Raw genomic sequence first — 20,683 nt, forward strand, 5'->3', positions numbered from 1 at the left:
AGGTCCCAGCCCCACGAGCACTACCTGACGTATGTCTTCGCGCGGTGGGCAGGGGTTGCAGGCATCCCTGAGGAGGGTGGCGTGAAGCGCAAGCTCATCGCGGCGATCGGCGTCGCGGGCATGATGGTCTCTATCGCTGCGTGCGGTTCGGACAGCGGCGACAAGGGCGACGGGGGCAAGGCCGAGGGCGGCAGCAAGACGCTGACCGTCTGGGTCATGGACGGATCCGCTCCCGACGCCTGGATGGAGGGCGTCAACAAGGAGTTCGAGGCCAAGCACCCGGGCGTCAAGGTCAAGGTCGAGAAGCAGGTCTGGAACGGCATCCAGGAGAAGGTCACCACCGCCCTCTCCGAGGACACCCCGCCGGACGTCCTGGAGCTCGGCAACACCCAGACCGCGGGCTACGCCGTGACCGGCGGCCTCGCCGACCTCTCCGGCGACAAGGACAAGCTCGGCTACGCCGGCTGGAACAAGGGCATGGTCGCCTCGGCCGAGCTCGACGGCAAGCTCTACTCCGCCCCGTGGTACGCCGCCAACCGCGTCGTCATCTACGACAAGGCCGCCTTCAAGAAGGCCGGCGTCTCCGCCCCGAAGACCCGCGCCGAGTGGATCGACGGCCTGAAGAAGCTCAAGGCCTCCGACCCCAAGTCGCAGCCGATCTACCTGCCCGGCCAGAGCTGGTACGTCCTCGCCGGCTTCATCTGGGACGAGGGCAGCGACCTCGCGGTCAAGGACGGCGACAAGTGGAAGGGCAACCTGTCCTCCCCCGAGGCCGTCAACGCCATGAACTTCTACAAGGAGCTGGCGTCCTACTCCACCGCTCCGAAGGACAAGGACGAGGCGACCCCGCAGCAGTCCACCGACATCATCCCCAAGGGCGGTGTCGCGTCCTGGATCGGTCTCGGCTGGGAGGCCGGCGGCGCGATCGACGCCATCAAGAAGGCCGGCAAGACCGCCGACTTCGGCTACTTCCCGATCCCGGGCAAGACGGCCGACAAGCCGGGCTCCGTCTTCTTCGGCGGCTCCAACCTCGCCATCTCCGAGCGCTCCCAGAACAAGGAGCTCGCCAAGGAGTGGCTGGCCCTCGCCGCTGGCAAGGACCAGATGACCAAGTACGCCGTCGCCACCGAGGGCGCCCTGCTCCCGAACAACGACGCCGCGCAGTTCAAGCCCGCCGCGGGCTCCTTCGCCGAGGCCATGGCCGCGTCCGCCGTCTCCGGCAAGATCACCCCGGTCACCCCGGGCTGGGCGAACGTCGAGACCGCCCCGAACCCGATCAAGGACTACATGACCAAGGTCCTGAAGGGCGAGGACACCAAGGCCGCCGCCGAGGCCGCCGACAAGGTCATCAACGAGCGCATCAACCAGCAGTAGGACCCACAGCCCGGCGGTGCGGCCCGGTCGCACCGGACCGCACCGCCGGCTCCTCAGTTTTCAGCGGCCCGCTCCCCCCGGGCCGCGCTCGGTGGGCGCGGGAGCCCCAGAACCGCGAGGAAGAAGACCATGACCGTGGACTCCCAGGGGACGGCGAACGCCGCTCCTCAGGACGCGCCCGGGAGGGCGGCAGGGACGTCTCAGACCCCCGTGCCGGCCCCTTCCGGAACGAAGGAAGTCCGGCCGAAGGAAGCCCCTCGGCCCTCGCGCGGCAGACGCTCCCTGCCCGGCGGACTGCTGCCGTACCTGCTCGTCGCCCCGGCCCTGCTGTCGATGGCGGTGCTGCTGCTCTACCCGCTGATCCGCAACGTGATCCTCTCCTTCCAGGAACTCAACCGGAAGGAGTTCATCACCCGCGAGACGGTCTGGACCGGCTTCGACAACTACACCGAGCTGCTCGGCGACTCCGAGTTCTGGACCGTCGTCGTCCGCTCCGTCGTCTTCACCGCGGTCAACGTCATCCTGATCATGGCCATCGGCGCCGGCATCGGCCTGCTCCTCGACCGCCTCGGCACGAAGATGCGGCTGCTGCTCTCGCTGGCCCTCGTCTTCGCCTGGGCCATGCCGATCGTCGCCTCCGTGACCGTCTTCCGCTGGCTCTTCGACGAGCAGTTCGGCGTCATGAACTGGGTGATGCGCACGCTCGGCTTCGCCGGCTACGAGCAGCACAACTGGTTCGAGACCGGCTTCTCGACCCTCGTCATCTCGCTGATCCTGCTGGTCTGGGGCTCCGTCCCGTTCGTCGCCCTCAACATGTACGCCGGCCTGACCACCATCGGCACCGAGCTGTACGAGGCGGCCAAGATGGACGGCGCCGGCGGCTGGCGCACCTTCTGGGCCGTGGTCTTCCCGAACCTCAAGCCCTTCTTCATGATCACCACGTTCCTGGAGATCATCTGGATCTTCAAGGCGTTCACGCAGGTCTACGCGATGAACCTCGGCGGCCCCGACCGCGCCTCGGAGACCCTCCCCGTCTTCGCCTACATCGAGGGCGTCGGCCAGTTCCACTACGGCGTCGCCGCGGCCATCTCCGTCCTCACGATCGTGATGCTCGTCGCGATCATGTCCTTCTACTTCCGCCTGATCCTGAAGCAGGAGGATGAGCTGTGAGCAGCACCATCGCCCCCGCCCCGCAGAAGCTGCGCACCCGCAAGAAGCTCACGGCCGGCGCCGTCGTCAAGAACGCCTCCGCGCTCGTCATCGCCGCCGTGTTCGTCTTCCCCGTCTACTGGATGTTCTCGTCCTCGCTGAAGCCGCAGCACGAGATCATGACGAAGGACCCGGTCTTCTTCTTCTCGCCGACCTTCGAGAACTACGGCACCGCCACCGGCGTCGACCTGTTCTGGACCTACGTCCGCAACAGCCTCACCGTCACCGTCGGCGCCGTCCTCCTCGCCCTGCTGGTCGCGCTGGCGGCGAGCTTCGCCCTCGCCCGCATCCGCTTCAAGGGCCGCAAGGGCATGATCCTCGTCGTGATGATGGCCCAGATGGCCCCCTGGGAGGTCATGGTCATCGCGATGTACATGATCTCGCGGGACAACGACATGCTGAACAGCATCCCGATGCTCACCGCGATCTACTTCGTCATGGTCCTGCCCTTCACCATCTGGACCCTGCGCGGCTTCATCGCCGCCGTCCCGGTCGAGCTGGAGGAGGCCGCCCAGATCGACGGCTGCACCCGCGGCCAGGCCTTCCGCAAGGTCATCTTCCCGCTGCTCGCCCCCGGCCTGATGTCGACGTCGATCTTCGGCTTCATCACGGCCTGGAACGAGTTCGCGATGATCCTGATGCTCAACAAGGAGCGGGAGTCGCAGACCCTGACCGTCTGGCTGACGCAGTTCCAGACCGCCTTCGGCAGCGACTGGGGCGCCACCATGGCCGCCTCGACCCTCTTCGCGCTCCCCGTGCTGATCGTCTTCATCTTCGTCCAGCGCAAGGCCGTCGGCGGCATGACCGCCGGCGCGGTGAAGGGATAACGGCGCCCCATGACCACTCTCGTACACGCCTCGGACACGCTCACCCGCGACGCGCTCACGGTCCTCCAGCCCGGCTTCGTCGGCACCACCGCCCCCGACTGGCTGCTCCGCCGCATCGGCGAGGGGCTCTCGTCCGTCGGCCTCTTCGGCCGGAACGTCGTCGGCCCCGACCAGCTCGCCGCGCTCACCGCCCGGCTGCGGGCCGAGCGGGACGACGTCCTCGTCGCCATCGACGAGGAGGGCGGCGACGTCACCCGCCTGGAGGTCCGGGAGGGCTCCTCCTTCCCCGGCAACTACGCGCTGGGCAGCGTCGACGACGTCGAGCTCACCCGGGCCGTCGCCCGCGAGCTGGGCCGCCGCCTGGCCGCCTGCGGGATCGACCTCAACTGGGCCCCCTCGGCCGACGTGAACTCCAACGCCGAGAACCCGGTCATCGGCGTCCGCTCCTTCGGGCCGGACCCGGACCTGGTCGCCCGGCACACCGTGGCGTACGTCGACGGCCTCCAGGGCGTCGGGGTCGCGGCCTGCACCAAGCACTTCCCCGGGCACGGCGACACCAACGTGGACTCCCACGACGCCCTGCCCCGGATCGATGTGGACCTCGCCACACTGCACGCCCGTGAGCTGGTGCCTTTCCGCGCGGCCGTCGCCGCGGGTACCAAAGCGGTCATGAGCGCGCATATTCTTCTCTCCGCGCTCGACCCCCACCGTCCGGCCACCCTGAGCCCGCAGATCCTCACCGGTCTGCTCCGCCAGGAGCTGGGCTTCGAGGGGCTCATCGTCACCGACGGCATGGAGATGCGGGCCGTCGCCGCGACGTACGGCATCGAGCGCGGATCCGTCCTCGCGATCGCCGCGGGCGCCGACGCCATCTGCGTCGGCGGCGGGCTGGCCGACGAGGGCACCGTACTGCGCCTGCGCGACGCGCTGGTCACGGCGGTACGGGCCGGTGAACTGCCCGAGGAGCGGCTGGCGGACGCGGCGGCGCGCGTGCGCGCCCTGGCGTCCTGGACCCAGGCGCACCGGGCCAGGGGGGCCATGACGGTGCCGGGCGTGGCATCACAGGAGGGGACCGCGCCCGGCACCGACATCGGACTCGTCGCCGCCCGCAGGGCCCTCACGGTGACCCGCGGCACGCACCCGCACGAGCCGGTGACCGAGGCCCCCTACGTCGCCTCCTTCACGCCCGTCGCCAACTTCGCCGTCGGCGACGAGACTCCCTGGGGCATCGCCGCCGAGCTGGAGCGGCTGCTGCCCGGCACGGAGACCGGCTCGTACGCCGGGGCATCGGTGAGCGAGGTCCTCGCCGCCGCGGGGGAGCGGCGGATCGTCGCGGTCGTACGGGACGCCCACCGGCACCCGTGGATGGGCGAGGCCCTCGACGGCCTGCTCGCCGCCCGCCCCGACACCGTCGTGGTCGAGATGGGCCTCAACGAGTCGGAGCCCCGCGGCGCCCTGCACATCGCGACGCACGGGGCGGCCCGGGTCTGCGGCCGCGCCGCCGCCGAGGCCGTGGTGGGCACGGCCGGCTGACGACGGGGGCACGGCGGCGGCGCGGCCGACGCCTCCCCGCGGAGCCCGTACCGCCGCTCCCGTACGCGAAGGGGCCCGGCACCTGGATCAGGTGCCGGGCCCCTTCGCCGTCCGCGGGGCGACCGGGAGGATCAGATGCCCTGCCAGGCCGGCTTGTTCGCGTACGTGTGGCGGAAGTAGTCGGCCAGCTTCAGCTTGGACGCGGCGGCCTCGTCGACGACGACCGTGGCGTGCGGGTGCAGCTGGAGCGCGGAGGCCGGCACGAGCGCCGCGACCGGGCCCTCGACGGTCTGGGCGACGGCCTCGGCCTTGCCCTCGCCGGTCGCGAGGAGCACCAGGTGGCGGGCCTCCAGGATGGTGCCGATGCCCTGGGTGATGACGTGGTGCGGCACCTGCTCGATGTCGTCGTCGAAGAAGCGCGCGTTGTCCACGCGGGTCTGCTCGGTGAGCGTCTTGATGCGGGTGCGGGAGGCGAGCGAGGAGCACGGCTCGTTGAAGCCGATGTGCCCGTCGGTGCCGATGCCGAGGATCTGGAGGTCCACGCCTCCGGCGTCGCGCAGCGCCGCGTCGTACGCCTCGCAGGCCGCCTGGACGTCCTCGGCGGAGCCGTCGGGCCCCATGAAGGCTTCCTCGGAGAGCCCGAGGGGCTCCACGACCTGGCGCAGGACGGTGGAGCGGTACGACTCCGGGTGCCCGGCGGGCAGACCCACGTACTCGTCCAGCTGGGCGATGCGGGCCCGGGACGGGTCCACCTCACCGGCGGCGACCTTGGCGACCAGTGCGTCGTAGACGGGGATCGGAGTGGAGCCCGTGGCCACGCCGAGCAGCGCGTCGGGCTTGCGGCGCAGGAGGTCGGCGATGCCGTCCGCGATGAGCTCGCCGCCGGCCCTGGCGTCCTTGACGATGACAACTTCCACGCTGTGCCTGCCGATCTGGTGAGGGGCTGCTGAGTCCGTGGTATAGACCAATCTAAGGGCAAATCTAGCAGAGGAGAGACCCTCGTCCCATGTCGTTCCGCGGTGCGGGACGGCGTCCCGTCCATCGTCGGCCGCCCCTGCCCCACCAGCCACTCGGACCCCTGCGGCCCCTCGGCGGTCGTCTTCCCCGGCATGTCCCCGCCCTGTCCGGCAGGCGTGCGGCGGGGGAGGAAAAGCCCCCGGAAACACCCGCGGGCCGCGGCGCCCGACGGGACCCTCAACCCGTCCGGCACCGCAGCCCGGAGTTGCTCGGCCGGGGGTGTGCGGTCCCACGGCCGTGTGGGAGGTCTCGGCGCAGTCAGGGCAGAGAGCGCCGGGTACCTCGTCCGTCCTCCTGTGCGGGGAGGACGGAGGTTCTGGTGCGTTTCATTGTGGACTAGACCATTCTTGTCTGTCCATCCACAGGAAACGCGCTGTTCCCGGTCCATCCTCCAACACGCAGCCCCGGAGATCCAGGTTCACCGCCCTCGAATTCCGCGGGTACGCTCGCACCGTGCCCTCCATGAACGACCTCGTGCGCCAGCACACCGCCCTGAGCGACTCCGACCTCGAGTGGCTCCACCTGCTGGTTTCGGAGTGGCAGCTGCTCTCCGACCTCTCCTTCGCCGACCTCGTCCTCTGGGTCCCCACCCTCGACGGCACGCGGTACGTCTCCGTCGCCCAGATGCGCCCCAACACCGGGCCGACCTCCTACCAGGACGACATGGTCGGCCATCTGGTCCCGCGCGGCCGCCGGCCGCTCCTCGACGCCGCCCTCGACGAGGGCCGGATCGTCCGGGAGGGCGACCCGGAGTGGCGCGAGGAGGTCCCGGTGCGCGTCGAGTCCATTCCCGTGCGCCGCGAGGGCCGCGTCCTGGGCGTGATCGCCCGGAACACCAACCTGCTCACCGTGCGCACGCCCTCCCGGCTCGAACTGACCTACCTCCAGTCGGCCTCCGACCTCGCCCAGATGATCGCGGCGGGGACGTTCCCCTTCCCGGGCGAGCAGGTCGACATGGACTCCTCGCCGCGCGCCGGCGACGGCCTGGTCCGCCTGGACGCGGAGGGCGTCGTCCAGTACGCCTCGCCCAACGCCCTCTCCGCGTACCACCGCCTCGGCCTCGCCGCCGACCTCGTCGGCCAGCACCTCGGCCAGATCACCGCCGAACTCGCGCCCTCCCGCGGCCCGGTGGACGAGGCCCTGGTCAAGCTGGCCTCCGGCTACGCGCCCCGCGAGTTCGAGGTCGAGGGCAACGGCGGCGTGATCCAGCTGCGCGCCATCCCGCTCAAGCCCAAGGGCACCCGGATCGGCTCCCTGGTCCTGCTCCGCGACGTCACCGAACTGCGTCGGCGCGAGCGCGAGTTGATCACCAAGGACGCCACCATCCGGGAAATCCACCACCGGGTGAAGAACAACCTCCAGACGGTGGCGGCCCTGTTGCGCCTCCAGGCGCGGCGGATGGACTCGGACCGGGGCCGCGAGGCGCTCAACGAGGCGGTGCGACGCGTCGGTTCGATCGCGATCGTGCACGAGACACTCTCGCAGAACCTCGACGAGCGCGTGGAGTTCGACGAGATCGCCGACCGGGTCATCGCGATGGTCGCGGAGATCTCCCCGGGCAAGGTCACCTGCCGCCGCAACGGCCGCTTCGGCATCCTCGACGCCGAGGTCGCCACCCCGCTCTCCATGGTCCTGACCGAGGTGCTGCAGAACGCGCTTGAGCACGCCTTCGCCCCGGCCGAGCACGGCACCGTCGAGGTCACCGCCGTCCGCGGCGAGCCCCGCGCCGACGCCCGGCTCCTCATCACGGTCCAGGACGACGGCTGCGGCCTGCCCGAGGGCTTCGACCCGAAGCGGGCCGGAAACCTCGGCCTCCAGATCGTACGGACGCTGGTGGAGGGGGAGTTGGGCGGCACCTTCGACATGGTGCCGGGCGCCGAGCGCGGGACGAAGGCCGTCCTCGACATTCCCGTACAGCCGCAGAAGTAGCGACGCTCGAGGGGGGCGGGACCCGCCCGGCCCCCCTCGCAGCAGCGAGCCCCGGACCGAAGTGGATCGGTCCGGGGCTCGAATGCTGTGGGTTACTGCTGCGCGCTGCGGCTCGGGGGGCGGTGAGTGCGTACACGGTGTACGCGCCGCGTGCCTCAGGCTGTGCAGGTGGCTCAGGCGCTGGCGTTGCGCGCCCGGTTGCGAGCGGCGCGGCGCTTCATGGCGCGGCGCTCGTCCTCGCTGAGGCCACCCCAGACGCCGGAGTCCTGGCCGGACTCGAGCGCCCACTGCAGGCACTGCTCCATGACGGGGCAGCGGCGGCAGACGGCCTTGGCTTCCTCGATCTGCAGCAGCGCAGGACCGGTGTTGCCGATGGGGAAGAACAGCTCGGGGTCTTCCTCACGACAAACGGCGTTGTGACGCCAGTCCATGGCTGCTACCTCTCTTGGTATTTCGTGCGGGTTGCTTGTGAATGTGAACGCTTTCACGAATCCCCCCGCAAGTGAAGGGCCGACTGCCAGATGAACTGGTGTGGTCCTTGGATTGAGGAGGGGTTCTGGCTCTCAGTGGAGGCCGGTGTTGCGGGCCGTCCCGATCGCCAAGAAGAGACTCGCAAACCTCGGCAGCGGATACAACCCCTTCCGGAAAGTTTTTTTTGATTCCTCGGTGTCGGCTAGGTCACAGCCGTACTTCTAAGGGGTGGATGCCAGCCTAAACGTTCGAGTGAAAGGACTTTGGGCCCTTCCACTCACACAATCACACGCAGTGCACGGCGTACGCCTGTGAACGTCACGCTCGTACGCAGTCCGAGGTGGTCTCCGTCCATCTGCAGCGGGAGGGGAACCTTCGAATGCAAGGTGAAGTCGGTGAGGTCGTGCAGGGACACCGCGTGCTTCCCCCGCGGACCCCGTTCCGGGGTCGAGGTGAGCAGCTGCGTGCCGTACAGGGCCACCGCCGACGTCGAGAGACGGCGCAGCCCGAGCACGTCGAGGGCGGTGTCGAAGGAGGCCTCCGGGGACGCGTACACCGGGCGATTGCCCAGGTAGGTCCAGGGGGAGGTGTTGCAGATTATGGAGAGGACCAGGTCCTCGACCGGCTCGGCGCCGGGGCGCTTCAGGGTGATCGTGCCGTGTCTGCGGTGCGGGTCCCCGAGGAATTGGCGCACCACCTGGCGCAGATAGAGCGCGTGGGTGGATCTCTTGCCGCGCTCCCGCTGCTGTTCGACCCGTCCGATCACGCTCGCGTCGAATCCCAGGCCCGCGCAGAACGTGAACCAGCGCTCCGGGACGGCCTCGTCCTCGGTGCCCGGCGTCCCCGACGCGAGCCCGAGGCTCACTGTCCGTGTCCGTCGTTCACGCAGCGCGTCGAGGAGTGCGCCGGTGGCCTCGACGGCGTCGTTGGGCAGCCCGAGGGCCCGCGCGAAGACGTTCGTCGAGCCGCCGGGGACCACCGCGAGGCCCGGCAGCCGCTCCGGATCGGGGCCCTCGTGCAGCAGCCCGTTGACCACCTCGTTGACCGTGCCGTCCCCGCCGAGGGCGACGACCAGGTCGATGTTGCCCGCCTCGGCGGCCCGCCGCCCCAGGTCGCGGGCGTGCCCCCGGTACTCGGTGGTGACGGCCTCCAGCTTCATCTCGCTCGCGAGGGCGTGGATGAGCACGTCACGGGTGCGGGCACTCGTGGTGGTGGCTGCCGGGTTGACCACGAGAAGTGCGCGCATGAGCGCCAGCGTACCTACCCGGCGGTACCGATCCCAGTCCAGCCCTGCCCGATACCGGCCCGCCACCGGGCCGCCGGGGCCGGGGGCGCCCCGGTTACCCTGCCTCTATGAGCGGTACGGAGCAGACGAGTACGGAACACGGCGGCGGTACGGAGCGGGGGCCCCGCCCCACGCGCCTCGCCGCGGCGGCCGCCGTGGCCGGCACCGAGGCCCTCGGCCTCCTCGCCGGAGGCGCGTACATGCTGGTGAGCAGCCTCACGGACGGCGGCGGCGACCTCACCAGCGGCCTGACCGGCGCGGTGACCCTGCTCGCGCTCGGCCTGATCCCGCTGGCCGCCGCCCGCGGGCTGTGGCGCCGCCGCTCCTGGAGCCGCGGGCCGGCCGTGATCACGCAGATCCTGGCGCTGCCGGTCGCCTGGCAGATGCTCCAGGCGAACAGCGCGATGATCCCGGCGGGCGTCGCCCTCGGTGTCCTCGCCCTCACCGGGCTCGTCCTCCTCGTGAGCCCGGCCACGACCGAGGCGCTCGGCATCCGGCGCCCCGGCCAGGAGGCCTGACCAGGCCGGACGGACCGGACGGACCGGACGGGGCCCGACGGCCGGGGGTTACTCCTCCACCAGGAGCTTCTCCCGCAGCTGCGCGAGCGTCCGGGCGAGCAGCCGGGAGACGTGCATCTGGGAGATGCCGACCTCCTGGGCGATCTGCGACTGGGTCATGTTCCCGAAGAACCGCAGCAGCAGGATGCGCTTCTCGCGCGGCGGCAGGTCCTCCAGGAGCGGCTTGAGGGACTCGCGGTACTCGACCCCCTCCAGCGCCTCGTCCTCCGCGCCCAGCGTGTCCGCGACGGCGGGCGACTCGTCGTCCGTGTCCGGCACGTCCAGGGAGAGCGTCGAGTAGGCGTTGGCTGACTCCAGTCCCTCCAGGACCTCCTCCTCCGAGATCCCGAGCCGCTCGGCCAGCTCGTGGACCGTCGGCGAGCGGCCGTGCTGCTGGGACAGCTCCGCGGTGGCCGTGGTCAGCGAGAGCCGCAGCTCCTGGAGGCGGCGCGGCACCCGGACCGCCCAGCCCTTGTCACGGAAGTGGCGCTTGATCTCGCCGACCACCGTCGGGGTCGCGTACGTCGAGAACTCGACGCCCCGCTCCGGGTCGAAGCGGTCGACCGACTTGATCAGACCGATCGTCGCGACCTGGGTCAGGTCGTCGAGCGGCTCGCCGCGGTTGCGGAAGCGCCGGGCCAGGTGCTCCACGAGCGGCAGGTGCATCCGCACCAGGCGGTTGCGCAGCTCCGCCTTCTCCGGCGAGCCCTCCGGCAGCGCGCGCAGCTCGACGAAGAGCGCGCGGGCACCGCTCCTGTCCTGCGGACCGGCCACGTGCGGCCCGGGGACGGGGCCGCCGTCAGCCCCCTCGCCGGAGCCGGAGTCGGAGTCGGAGTCGGACCGGGGGCCGGAGTCGGAGTGAGAGCCGGAGTCGCGGGAGCCGCCGACGGCGTCCACGACGACCTGGGCCTCGGCGACCGACGTGCCGTCCGGGGCCTCGGGGGCCTGGGTGAGGCCGGGGGTCCCGGCACCCTCGTGGTGCTGCTCGTGCTCGCTCATCTGGTCCGCCTGCTGCTCCGTGGCCACCTCGTGCGGCCGCGCCTGCTGCTCAGGGATGCCGGCCGTCGCGTCCCCGCTCCTCACGCCGGGCCTGGCCCCGCGCCGCGCTGTTTGTACAGGCTGATCGAGACCGTACGGTCGTCCGCCACGGACGACTCCACCTTCCCGGCCAGCGCCGACAGCACCGTCCAGGCGAAGGTGTCCCGTTCGGGCGCCCGGCCGTCGGTCGTCGGGGCGGAGACGGTCACGTCGAGCGAGTCGTCCACCAGCCGGAACACGCAGCTGAGGACGGAGCCCGGCACGGCCTGCTGGAGCAGGATGGCGCAGGCCTCGTCGACCGCGATCCGCAAGTCCTCGATCTCGTCGAGGGTGAAGTCCAAGCGCGCCGCGAGGCCGGCCGTGGCCGTACGCAGCACGGACAGATAGGCACCCGCAGCGGGCAGCCGGACTTCCACGAAGTCCTGGGTCCCGGGCTCGCCTGCGATCTGGGACACCCTCACCTCCAAGGTGGCACAAGCTCAATCGGGGCCCGGGGGACAGGGCCCCCGAACCGGGCGGTACGCAGGGGGTTGCGCGCCGCCGTGACGCTATCGCGATCCATCCTGCCGTGTCGCCGCGATGCCCCCGGCCCCCGGACCGGCCCGTCACCCATGGTAGGCCCATGGGTACGGACAGTGGCCAGGGGTGTGCGGGGACCAAAACCGAGCGACCGGCGGAGGGGTGACGTACCCAACCGTCACGCGCTCGAACCGTCACGCGCTCGAACCGTCACGTGCTCGAACCGTCACGGGCGGGAACCGTCCCCCAGCCGTCAACGCCCGGCCGCGCGCCCCGGGTCAGACGATCGAGCCGTCGACGAAGCACCACCGCCAGGCCTCGCCCGGCTCGAAGGTCCGCATCACCGGGTGCCCGGTCGCGTCGAAGTGCCCGGTCGCGTGCCGCCCCGCCGACGAGTCGCAGCAGCCCACGTGCCCGCAGCTCAGACAGAGCCGCAGCTGGACGGGGTGCGTCCCGTCGGCCAGGCACTCCGGGCAGGTGGCGTTCAGCGGCGCCGGTTCGGGGCGCGGCATTTCGGCAACGTGCGGGCACTCGCTCATGATGGCCAGGTTACGTGGCGGCGGAGGACGGGGACGGGCATGGACGCACTGCAACTGGTGGCACTGGTGGCGGCGAGCGCCGCCGTCGCGGGCCTCGCCCGGAGGACCCCGGTGCCCGCCCCGCTCCTGCTCGTCGCCGTGGGCCTCGTCGCCTCCTCCGTACCCGGCGTGCCCGACTACACGCTCGACCCGCACATCGTGCTGCCGCTGGTCCTGCCGCCGCTCCTCTACACGGCGGCCGTCGAGTCCTCGTACCTCGACCTGCGGGCCAACATCCGGCCGGTCGCCCTGCTCTCCGTCGGGTACGTCCTCTTCGCCACGGTCGCCGTCGGCTGGCTCGCGTACGTCCTCGTCCCCGACCTGCCGCTCACCGCCGCCCTCGTGCTCGGCGCGGTGATCGCCCCGCCGGACGCGGTCGCGGCCACCGCCATCGCCCGCAAGCTCGGCCTCCCCCACCGGATCACCACGATCCTCCAGGGCGAGTCCCTGGTGAACGACGCCACCGCCATCACCGCCTTCAAGGTGGCCCTCGCGGCCGCCGTCGGCGCGGGGGTCAGCTGGGCGGGCGGCATCGGCGAGTTCGCGCTCGCGGCGGTCGGCGGGATCGGCGTCGGCCTGGTCCTCATGCTCCCCATCCACTGGCTCCGCACCCACCTGCGCGACTCGCTCCTCCAGAACACCCTGTCGCTCCTGATCCCCTTCATCGCCTACGCGGCCGCCGAGGAGGTGCACGCCTCCGGTGTCCTCGCCGTCGTCGTGGTCGGACTCTTCCTCGGCCACCGGGCCTGGCAGGTCGACTTCGCGACCCGGCTCCAGGAGGAGGCCGTGTGGAAGATGGTCGCCTTCGTCCTGGAGTCCGCCGTCTTCGCGCTGATCGGCCTCCAACTGCCGTACGTCGTGCAGGGCCTCGGCCAGTACGGCGTCGGCGAGGCCGTCTGGTACGCGTGCGGGGTCTTCGTCGCCGTGGTCGTCGTCCGGTTCGTCTGGGTCTACCCGGCGACCTTCCTGCCCCGCCGGCTCTCCGCGGGCGTCCGCGAGCGCGAGCCCGGCGTGGACTGGCGGGCCCCGCTCGTCGTGGGCTGGGCCGGCATGCGCGGGGTCGTCTCCCTCGCCATCGCCTTCTCCATCCCCGTCGTCACGGACGGCGTGGAGTTCCCGGCCCGCAACCTCGTCCTCTTCCTCACCTTCACCACCGTGATCGGCACCCTCGTCGTCCAGGGCCTCACGCTGCCCCCGCTGATCCGGCGGCTGGGGCTCCCGGGCCGCGACCGGTACGCCGAGACCCTCGCCGAGGCCCAGGCGCAGAGCGAGGCCTCCCGGGCCGCCGAGGAACGCCTCGACGCCCTCCTCGCCGACGAGCGCACCACCCTGCCCCAGCCCCTCGCCGACCGGCTGCGCACGGTGCTCGAACGCCGCCGCAACGCCGTCTGGGAGCGGCTCGGGTCGGTGAACGAGATCACCGGCGAGACCGCCGACGACACCTACCGGCGCCTCGCGCGCGAGATGATCGCAGCGGAGCGCGAGGTCTTCGTACGGCTGCGCGACGAGCGCCGCATCGACGACGAGATGATGCGGACCCTGCTCCGGCGGCTCGACCTGGAGGAGGCCGCGGCCTACCGCGAGTCGGAGGACTGAGCGCGGGGGAGGGGAGTCGGGGCGTCCGGGGCGGGTGCGTCCGGAGCCGGGGCGTCCGGAGCCGGGGCGTCCGGGGCGCCGGTGATCACGGCCGCGATCCGGGTACCCGCCGGGTACGCGCCCTCCTGCGCCAGGTTCACCACTCCGTAGAGCAATTTGGCGACATACAGACGCTCGATGGCGAGTCCGTGCCGCTCCTCGAAGTCCTGTGCGAACGCCTCCAGTTCCGGGGTCGTCCGGGCGTACCCGCCGCAGTGGAACCGCTCGTCCAGGGACCAGTCGCCGCGCGGGCCGCCGAACGCCGCCTCCTGGAGCGCGCGGACCTCGCCGCCGAGGAAGCCGCCCCTGAGCACCGGGATCCCGAGGGCCCGGGCGTCCGTCGGGAGACCGGCCGCGAGGCCCGCCAGGGTGCCGCCGGTGCCGCAGGCGACGGCCACCACGTCCGCCGCCCCCGCGAGTTCCCGCCCGAGCTCCACGCACCCCCGGACGGCGAGGGCGTTGCTGCCGCCCTCGGGGACGACGTACGTCCCCTCGGGGGCCCGCTCCAGGAGTGCGGCCAGCGTGACCGGGTCGTTCTTCGCCCGGTACGTGGCCCGGTCCACGAACTCCAGCCGCATCCCGTCCGCCGCGCACTGCGCCAGGGAGTCGTTGAGCGGGCGCCCGGCCAGTTCGTCGCCGCGCACCACGCCGATCGTGGGGAAGCCGAGCAGCCGGCCCGCGGCGGCGGTGGCCCGCAGGTGGTTGGAGTACGCCCCGCCGAAGGTGAGCACCGGACGCCCCGCCGCCGCCCGGAGGTTGAGGGAGAGCTTGCGCCACTTGTTGCCCGGCAGGTCCGGGTGGATGAGGTCCTCGCGCTTCAGGAACAGCGTGAGCCCGAGCCGGGCGAAGCGCTCGTCCTCCACCGGCTCCAGGGGCGAGGGGAGCCGGGGCCGCAGGCGGGAGAGGTCGAACGCGTTCACCCGGACATTGTGCTGGTCACGCCGGCTTTCAGCGCAGCCGGTCGGCGATCCGGTCGCGCATGGACGCCATGGTGAAGCCCCGCGGGTCCACCTTCCCCGGCTGCCACTCCAGGTGCCCGATGACCGAGCGGTGGGTCCAGCCGTGCGCCCGGCACACGGCCGCCGCGGCCTTGGCGATGGCGTCCAGCTGGACCTTGGGCCACGGGTCCTCGCCGTCGCCGAGGTTCTCGCACTCGAAGCCGTAGAAGTGCCGGTTGCCGTCGGTCGTGGACTCGTTGTCCGGTGGCAGGCGGTGCTCGGCGACGACCGCCCGGAGGACCTCGTCGTCCCCGAGCCCGGCGTGGTTGGCGCGGCCGTAGCCGACGAGGTGGACCGTGCCGTCCTTGGCGATCACGCCGTGGCAGAGGGGCCCGGGCAGCCCCGCGTAGCCGTCCCGGCAGATCTGGACCGTGCGGGCGGTGCCCCGGGTCACGGTGTGGTGGATCATCACGCCGTGCACGGGGCCCCAGGGGCCCTTGTGGTTGCGGTTGTGGGTGGACCAGTCGCCGACCTGGACGACCGAGAGGCCCTCGTCGCGCAGCGCGTCGAGGAACCTGCTCGCCGACATGGGTGTGGCCATGACCGACTCCCTTCGGAGGGGGTGAACCCCCGGAGTGCCGACGGCATCCGGAGTACCTGCTTCCGAGGTACCGGAAGCAGCCGCTCCGCCGCTACGCGTTCGATCCGAGTGCGAGCCGATCCGGACAGCGCCGCGCATGCGCCCCCTGCGGCTCGGCTGTTCGGGGGGAAAGCGGGTGACATGCCCCGAAGATCGTCGAACAGTCCCACCCGATTGTGTAATGGCGCGAGCACTCTCCGTGCTGAAAGGCTTCGTGCACCACGCAGTCCACACGAGGTCCGTACGAGAGGGAGTTCCATGTCCGTTGGCTCGGTTGGCGACGAGGTACTCGCGGAGCGCCGGGCTCCGCGACAGAGTCTCGGCACCGCCGCCGCGCGGAACCTCGCCACGACCACCAAGTCGGCCCCGCAGATGCAGGAGATCACCTCCCGGTGGCTGCTGCGGATGCTGCCGTGGGTCGAGGTGCGGGGCGGCACCTACCGGGTGAACCGCAGGCTCAGCCACTCCGTGGGCGACGGTCGCGTCACCTTCGTCCAGACCGGACAGCGGGTCGCCGTCGTCCCGGCGGAGCTGCGTGAACTCCCCGCCCTGCGCGGGTACGAGGACGAGGGCGCCCTCACGGAACTCGCGGCCCGCTGCACCCAGCGGGAGTACGCCGTCGGTGAGCTCATCACCGCCGCCGGCGAGCCCGCGGACCGCGTCCACCTGCTGGCGCACGGCCGCGTCGAGCAGATCGGCGAGGGGCCGTACGGCGACGAGGCCGTCCTCGGCGTCCTCGCCGACGGCGCCTACTTCGGCGACGCCGCCCTGGTCGGCGCCGATGCCACCTGGGAGTGGAGTGCGCGGGCCGCCACGGCCTGCACGGTCCTGGAACTCACCCGCGCCGACGTGCGCGGCCTCGCCGACCGCGCGGACTCCCTCGCGACCCACCTGGCCGCCGTCGCCGCCCGGCCCGAGCGGCGCACCAACCGCCACGGCGAGGCGGCGATCGACCTCTCCGCGGGGCACGAGGGCGAGGCCGTCGTCCCCCACACGTACGTCGACTACGACGCCTCACCCCGCGAGTACGAGCTGAGCGTCGCCCAGACCGTGCTGAAGGTCCACAGCCGGGTCGCCGACCTCTACAACCAGCCCATGAACCAGACCGAGCAGCAGGTGCGGCTGACGGTCGAGGCGCTCCGCGAGCGCCAGGAGCACGAGCTCGTCAACAACAAGGAGTTCGGCCTCCTCGCCAACTGCGACTACGGCCAGCGGATCCAGCCCCACGACGGCGTCCCCGCCCCGGACGACCTGGACGAGCTGCTCTCCCGCCGCCGGGGGTCCAAGATGCTCCTCGCCCACCCGCGCGCCATCGCCGCCTTCGGGCGCGAGCTGAACAGGCGCGGCCTGGTGCCGGAGACGATCGAGCTCCACGGCACCCGCATCCAGACCTGGCGCGGGGTCCCGATCTTCCCGTGCGACAAGATCCCGGTCTCCGACGCCCGCACCACCTCGATCATCTGCATGCGCACGGGCGAGTCCGACCAGGGCGTGATCGGCCTGCACCAGACCGGCCTGCCGGACGAGATCGAGCCGGGCCTCTCCGTCCGCTTCATGGGCATCGACGAGCAGGCGATCATCTCCTACCTCGTCACGGCCTACTACTCGGCCGCGGTCCTCGTCCCGGACGCCCTCGGCGTCCTGGAGAACGTCGAGGTCAGCCGCTGGAGCTGACCCGAAGCGCCGGGGGTGGGGCCCGAACCCCCCGCTGCCCCCGGCACCCCGGACCGGCCGCCCGGACCGGCCGCCCGGGCCCCGGTCCGCCCGGACCCCGGTCCACCCGACCCCGATCCACCCGGCCCGGCCCGCGCCCGCCCCACACGGCCGCGGGCCGGGCCGGGCCCCACACCCGAAGGACGACACCGTGACCACGACCAGCGCGGACCCCGCCACCGGCAGCCGGGGCGCCGTGACCCTCCTCGACCGCACGCGGACCGCCGTCACCCCCCAACTGCGCGCCACGGTGGAGTCCTTGCCCGCCTCCATACGGCGGGTCGCCATGTACCACTTCGGCTGGGAGGACGCCGACGGCTCCCCGTCCGTCGGGCCGCCCGGCAAGGCCATCCGGCCGGCCCTCGTGCTCGCCGCCACGCGGGCGCTCGGCGCCGACCCGGAGCAGGCCGTCAAGGCGGCCGCCGCCGTCGAACTCGCCCACAACTTCACCCTCCTCCACGACGACATCGTCGACGAGGACCCGACCCGCCGGCACCGGCCCACCGCCTGGACCGTCTTCGGTATCCCGGACGCCCTGATGGCCGGGGACGCGATGAGCGCCCTCGCGCTGCGCATCCTCGCCGAGGACCCGCACCCCGCCTCGGCGGCGGCCGCGGCGCGGCTGGCCGCCTGCGTCATCGAGCTCTGCGCGGGCCAGCAGGCCGACTGCGCCTTCGAACAGCGCGCCCCCGGCGAGGTCTCCCTCGACGAGTGCGTGGCGATGGCCACGGCCAAGACCGGGGCCCTGCTCGGTTGCTCCTGCGCCATCGGCGCGCTCTACGCGGGCGCGGGGGACGAGGAGGTCGCGGCGCTCGACGCGTTCGGCCGGGAGGCGGGGCTCGCCTTCCAGCTCATCGACGACCTGATCGGCATCTGGGGCGACCCGGAGCGGACCGGCAAGCCCGCCGGGGCCGACCTGGCCGCCCGCAAGAAGTCCCTGCCCGTGGTGGCCGCCCTCGCCTCCGGGACCGCGGCCGGGGAGGAGCTGGCCGAGCTCTACTCCCGTACGACGCTGGACGCGCGGGCCGTACGGGCGGCGGCCGACGCGGTCGAGCGGGCCGGGGGCCGGGACTGGGCGCAGGCCCGGGCGGCCGAGCACATGGGCCGGGCCGTCGAGCACCTGGCGCGGGCCGTTCCCGACCTGTCGGCGGCGGAGGACCTGCTCGCGCTCGCCGAGTTCGTGACGCGACGCACCCGCTGAGCGCTGAGCGGCCGCCGTCGACGGCACAGGCGTCACCGGCGTCGCGTCCTCGCGGCGCCGGCCGCACGGTCGCGCGCCTCAGGATTCCGGGACGATCCGCCGGACGACGGTCTCGATGAGCGCGTCCAGGTCCCGTTCGTCGTGCAGCCCGGGCACGGTGAAGTGGTCGAGCAGCAACCCGTTGAGGGCGAAGTAGAGCAGGCGGACCGTGTCGGCGTCGCCCGGCATGTGCGCCTCCAGGTGCAGCCGGATGTTCAGGTCCAGATCGGCCTTGAGCACCTCGGTGAAACGGCTCCGCAGCTCGGGCCGCCGCGTGGCCTCCAGGCGCAGCTCGAAGAGGCCGAGGTAGCAGGCGCGCTGGGCGGCCATGCGGCGCGCGAGCCAGCGCATCAGCTCGACGACCAGCTCGCGGCTGGGCTCCGGCAGCAGGGCGGCGTCGACGGCGCCGGGCTCCGGCGTCAGCCGTACGAAGATCCGGTCGGCGACCTGGGAGAGCAGCCGGTCCCGGTCGCTGAAGTAGTTGGACGAGGTGCCCGTGGGGACCCCCGCCCGGGCGTCGACCGCCCGGAAGGTCAGCCCGCGGGCACCTTCGTCCGCCAGCACCTCGATCGCGGCGTCGAGCAGCGCCGTGCGGCGTTCCGGGTTCCTCGCCACGTGGGCTCCTTCCGTGCTGTACGCGTTCTCCGAAAACTCTTCGAACATAGGCCTTGCGCAACCACTACAACTGAAGCACTATAACTGTCGTGGTTGCGATCGCGGCCACGCCCCGAGACGAAGAGGACCGGTTTGCGCAAGCTCACGTACTACATCGCCTGCTCCATCGACGGCTTCATCGGCGACCCCGACGGCGACGCCACCTCCATGTACAAGTACCTCGACGCCCCGTACATGGAGTACATGAAGGACGAGTACCCCGAGACCGTCCCCACGCAGGGGCGCGAGACCTTCGGGATCGACGGTGCGAACAAGCACTTCGACACCGTGGTGCAGGGGATGAGGTCGTACCAGCTCGCCCTCGACATCGGCGTCACCAGCCCGTACAACCACCTGCGGGAGTTCGTCGCCACCCGTTCGCTGGCCGAGTCGCCCCACCCCAACGTCGAACTGATCGCCGACGACCTCGTCGGCCGGATCCGCGCGCTCAAGGCCGAGGACAGCCCCCTCGGCATCTACCTCTGCGGCGGCTCCCTCGTCGCCGGGGAGCTCATCGAGGAGATCGACGAGCTGGTCATCAAGACCTACCCGCAGGTGTACGGCTCCGGCATGCCGATGTTCGGCGCCGGCTTCGAGCCCCGGGACTTCGAGCTCGGTGCCGTCCGCACCTTCGACAACGGCGTCCTCGTCCGCACGTACACCAGGAAGCGGTGACGAGGGGCGCCCGTGCGCCGGGCGGCCTACCCTGGAGGCATGGGTGACGAGGTGCCCCGCACGCTGCGCGACCCCCGGGCCGAGCCCCACTGCCCGGACTGCGGGCAGCGGCGCGAACTGACCGCCACCCGGCACAAGGTCCTCGGGGCCTGGGTGCCGGAGTGGAAGGTCCAGCCCTGCCACAACCCGGAGTGCGGGCTCTACGAGGGCGGCCACGGCGCGGAAGCCGCCACCTCGCACGCGGAAGCCGCCACCCCGCGCCCGGAGGCGTCTGCCGCGGAGGCCGCCGGCCCGCACACGGAAGCCGCTACCACGCATGTGACCGGCAAGAACGGCGAGAACGGGAGAAGTCCGGCCACAGGGTGACCGGACGCGCGCCGGAGCCGGTCATACCGCTACAGTCCGCGCATGTCATCGGAGTCGACAGAAGTCTGGACCGGCTGGTACCGGGACCGCAGCGGCGCGGAAGCGATCGTCATCACGGCCGACGGGCGGCGCGTGACCACCCGGATCAGGGGGGTCGAGTACGCGGGCACCGGCTTCGCCGCGCTCACCGCGACCGCCCCCGACACAAGCGCCGGCGAGGGCGGCCGGGCCCTCACCGGATGCGTCCTCGAATGGGACCTGCCGCTCCCCGTCGTCCTCGACGGGGACGCCCAGCAGGCCACGCTCAGCTGCCTGCTGACGCTCGGCGAGCGCGCCGACCTCAGCCTCACCCTCCACTACGGGGGCGCCGCCTTCGAGGCCGTCGTCGCCGGGGGCGACTTCGACGAGGCGCTCGCACGGGTGCGGCGCCAGCTGCCGGACGGCGCCGACTTCGGCCGGAGGCTGCTCCAGACCGCCTGACCGTC

At 72.0% G+C, this 20,683-nt stretch carries 21 protein-coding genes; 12 read left to right on the forward strand and 9 right to left on the reverse strand.

What is annotated here, in order from left to right:
* The first annotated feature begins 81 nt into the window (after positions 1 to 81).
* The 4 genes from ACWDVG_RS07445 (at position 82) to ACWDVG_RS07460 (ending at position 4,943) form a co-directional block, all read left to right on the forward strand.
* Positions 82 to 1,374, forward strand: a complete 1,293-nt coding sequence (locus ACWDVG_RS07445; RefSeq protein WP_451697063.1) for an extracellular solute-binding protein — start codon at positions 82 to 84, stop codon at positions 1,372 to 1,374.
* Positions 1,375 to 1,503: 129 nt separating this feature from the next.
* On the forward strand, positions 1,504 to 2,544 hold the full coding sequence (locus tag ACWDVG_RS07450) for a carbohydrate ABC transporter permease (RefSeq protein WP_451697065.1): 1,041 nt from the start codon (positions 1,504 to 1,506) through the stop codon (positions 2,542 to 2,544).
* Positions 2,541 to 3,410, forward strand: coding sequence for a carbohydrate ABC transporter permease (locus ACWDVG_RS07455; RefSeq protein ID WP_451697067.1), 870 nt, complete (start codon positions 2,541 to 2,543; stop codon positions 3,408 to 3,410). The genes ACWDVG_RS07450 and ACWDVG_RS07455 overlap by 4 nt, the downstream gene beginning before the upstream one ends.
* 9 nt (positions 3,411 to 3,419) lie before the next feature.
* Entirely contained in the window at positions 3,420 to 4,943 is a 1,524-nt protein-coding gene (locus ACWDVG_RS07460; protein WP_451697069.1) for a glycoside hydrolase family 3 protein, read from the forward strand.
* Between the two features lie 131 nt (positions 4,944 to 5,074).
* On the opposite strand, the gene nagB is transcribed toward ACWDVG_RS07460, so the two are convergent.
* Positions 5,075 to 5,860, reverse strand: a complete 786-nt coding sequence (gene nagB, locus ACWDVG_RS07465; RefSeq protein ID WP_451697071.1) for a glucosamine-6-phosphate deaminase — start codon at positions 5,858 to 5,860, stop codon at positions 5,075 to 5,077.
* 562 nt (positions 5,861 to 6,422) lie between these two features.
* Here nagB and ACWDVG_RS07470 point away from each other — a divergent pair.
* Entirely contained in the window at positions 6,423 to 7,889 is a 1,467-nt protein-coding gene (locus ACWDVG_RS07470) for a sensor histidine kinase (RefSeq protein ID WP_451697073.1), read from the forward strand.
* 173 nt (positions 7,890 to 8,062) lie between these two features.
* Here the strand turns inward: ACWDVG_RS07470 and ACWDVG_RS07475 are convergent, their stop codons facing one another.
* Positions 8,063 to 8,320, reverse strand: a complete 258-nt coding sequence (locus tag ACWDVG_RS07475) for a WhiB family transcriptional regulator (protein ID WP_003953983.1) — start codon at positions 8,318 to 8,320, stop codon at positions 8,063 to 8,065.
* A 317-nt stretch (positions 8,321 to 8,637) separates the two neighbouring features.
* The gene (locus ACWDVG_RS07480; protein ID WP_451697075.1) at positions 8,638 to 9,606 is read right to left on the reverse strand and encodes a diacylglycerol/lipid kinase family protein; all 969 of its coding nucleotides are present in this window, start codon (positions 9,604 to 9,606) and stop codon (positions 8,638 to 8,640) included.
* A gap of 107 nt (positions 9,607 to 9,713) precedes the next feature.
* Here ACWDVG_RS07480 and ACWDVG_RS07485 point away from each other — a divergent pair, with 107 nt between their 5' ends.
* Positions 9,714 to 10,163: a hypothetical protein gene (locus ACWDVG_RS07485; RefSeq protein ID WP_451697077.1), complete on the forward strand. Its 450-nt coding sequence runs from the start codon at positions 9,714 to 9,716 to the stop codon at positions 10,161 to 10,163.
* Positions 10,164 to 10,211: 48 nt separating this feature from the next.
* Here the strand turns inward: ACWDVG_RS07485 and ACWDVG_RS07490 are convergent, their stop codons facing one another.
* From ACWDVG_RS07490 to ACWDVG_RS07500, 3 genes are all read right to left on the reverse strand, one after another.
* Complete coding sequence (locus ACWDVG_RS07490; protein ID WP_451697078.1) at positions 10,212 to 11,285, reverse strand: RNA polymerase sigma factor SigF; 1,074 nt, start codon at positions 11,283 to 11,285, stop codon at positions 10,212 to 10,214.
* On the reverse strand, positions 11,282 to 11,695 hold the full coding sequence (locus ACWDVG_RS07495; RefSeq protein WP_019889334.1) for an ATP-binding protein: 414 nt from the start codon (positions 11,693 to 11,695) through the stop codon (positions 11,282 to 11,284). The genes ACWDVG_RS07490 and ACWDVG_RS07495 overlap by 4 nt, the downstream gene beginning before the upstream one ends.
* Before the next feature lie 342 nt (positions 11,696 to 12,037).
* Complete coding sequence (locus tag ACWDVG_RS07500) at positions 12,038 to 12,298, reverse strand: UBP-type zinc finger domain-containing protein (protein WP_451697080.1); 261 nt, start codon at positions 12,296 to 12,298, stop codon at positions 12,038 to 12,040.
* A 39-nt stretch (positions 12,299 to 12,337) separates the two neighbouring features.
* Here ACWDVG_RS07500 and ACWDVG_RS07505 point away from each other — a divergent pair, with 39 nt between their 5' ends.
* Entirely contained in the window at positions 12,338 to 13,933 is a 1,596-nt protein-coding gene (locus tag ACWDVG_RS07505) for a Na+/H+ antiporter (RefSeq protein ID WP_451697082.1), read from the forward strand.
* Here ACWDVG_RS07505 and ACWDVG_RS07510 read toward each other — a convergent pair.
* Positions 13,912 to 14,892 (reverse strand): 1-aminocyclopropane-1-carboxylate deaminase/D-cysteine desulfhydrase, encoded by a 981-nt coding sequence (locus ACWDVG_RS07510; RefSeq protein WP_451697084.1) that lies wholly within the window; start codon positions 14,890 to 14,892, stop codon positions 13,912 to 13,914. The genes ACWDVG_RS07505 and ACWDVG_RS07510 overlap by 22 nt on opposite strands.
* A 28-nt stretch (positions 14,893 to 14,920) precedes the next feature.
* Complete coding sequence (locus ACWDVG_RS07515) at positions 14,921 to 15,511, reverse strand: N-acetylmuramoyl-L-alanine amidase (protein ID WP_451697086.1); 591 nt, start codon at positions 15,509 to 15,511, stop codon at positions 14,921 to 14,923.
* A 297-nt stretch (positions 15,512 to 15,808) separates the two neighbouring features.
* Here ACWDVG_RS07515 and ACWDVG_RS07520 point away from each other — a divergent pair, with 297 nt between their 5' ends.
* Positions 15,809 to 17,224 (forward strand): family 2B encapsulin nanocompartment shell protein, encoded by a 1,416-nt coding sequence (locus tag ACWDVG_RS07520; protein WP_451697088.1) that lies wholly within the window; start codon positions 15,809 to 15,811, stop codon positions 17,222 to 17,224.
* A gap of 190 nt (positions 17,225 to 17,414) precedes the next feature.
* Positions 17,415 to 18,464 (forward strand): family 2 encapsulin nanocompartment cargo protein polyprenyl transferase, encoded by a 1,050-nt coding sequence (locus tag ACWDVG_RS07525; protein ID WP_451697089.1) that lies wholly within the window; start codon positions 17,415 to 17,417, stop codon positions 18,462 to 18,464.
* A gap of 78 nt (positions 18,465 to 18,542) precedes the next feature.
* Here the strand turns inward: ACWDVG_RS07525 and ACWDVG_RS07530 are convergent, their stop codons facing one another.
* Positions 18,543 to 19,118 (reverse strand): TetR/AcrR family transcriptional regulator, encoded by a 576-nt coding sequence (locus ACWDVG_RS07530; RefSeq protein ID WP_451697091.1) that lies wholly within the window; start codon positions 19,116 to 19,118, stop codon positions 18,543 to 18,545.
* Positions 19,119 to 19,250: 132 nt separating this feature from the next.
* On the opposite strand from ACWDVG_RS07530, the gene ACWDVG_RS07535 reads away from it, so the two are divergent.
* The 3 genes from ACWDVG_RS07535 to ACWDVG_RS07545 are packed head-to-tail and all read left to right on the forward strand — an operon-like array spanning position 19,251 to position 20,678.
* Positions 19,251 to 19,832 (forward strand): dihydrofolate reductase family protein, encoded by a 582-nt coding sequence (locus ACWDVG_RS07535; protein ID WP_451697093.1) that lies wholly within the window; start codon positions 19,251 to 19,253, stop codon positions 19,830 to 19,832.
* A gap of 39 nt (positions 19,833 to 19,871) precedes the next feature.
* Positions 19,872 to 20,198, forward strand: coding sequence for a hypothetical protein (locus ACWDVG_RS07540; protein ID WP_451697095.1), 327 nt, complete (start codon positions 19,872 to 19,874; stop codon positions 20,196 to 20,198).
* A 42-nt stretch (positions 20,199 to 20,240) separates the two neighbouring features.
* The gene (locus ACWDVG_RS07545; RefSeq protein ID WP_451697097.1) at positions 20,241 to 20,678 is read left to right on the forward strand and encodes a DUF6304 family protein; all 438 of its coding nucleotides are present in this window, start codon (positions 20,241 to 20,243) and stop codon (positions 20,676 to 20,678) included.
* Positions 20,679 to 20,683 lie beyond the last annotated feature (5 nt).

This window comes from Streptomyces sp. NPDC003327, from assembly GCF_053589515.1.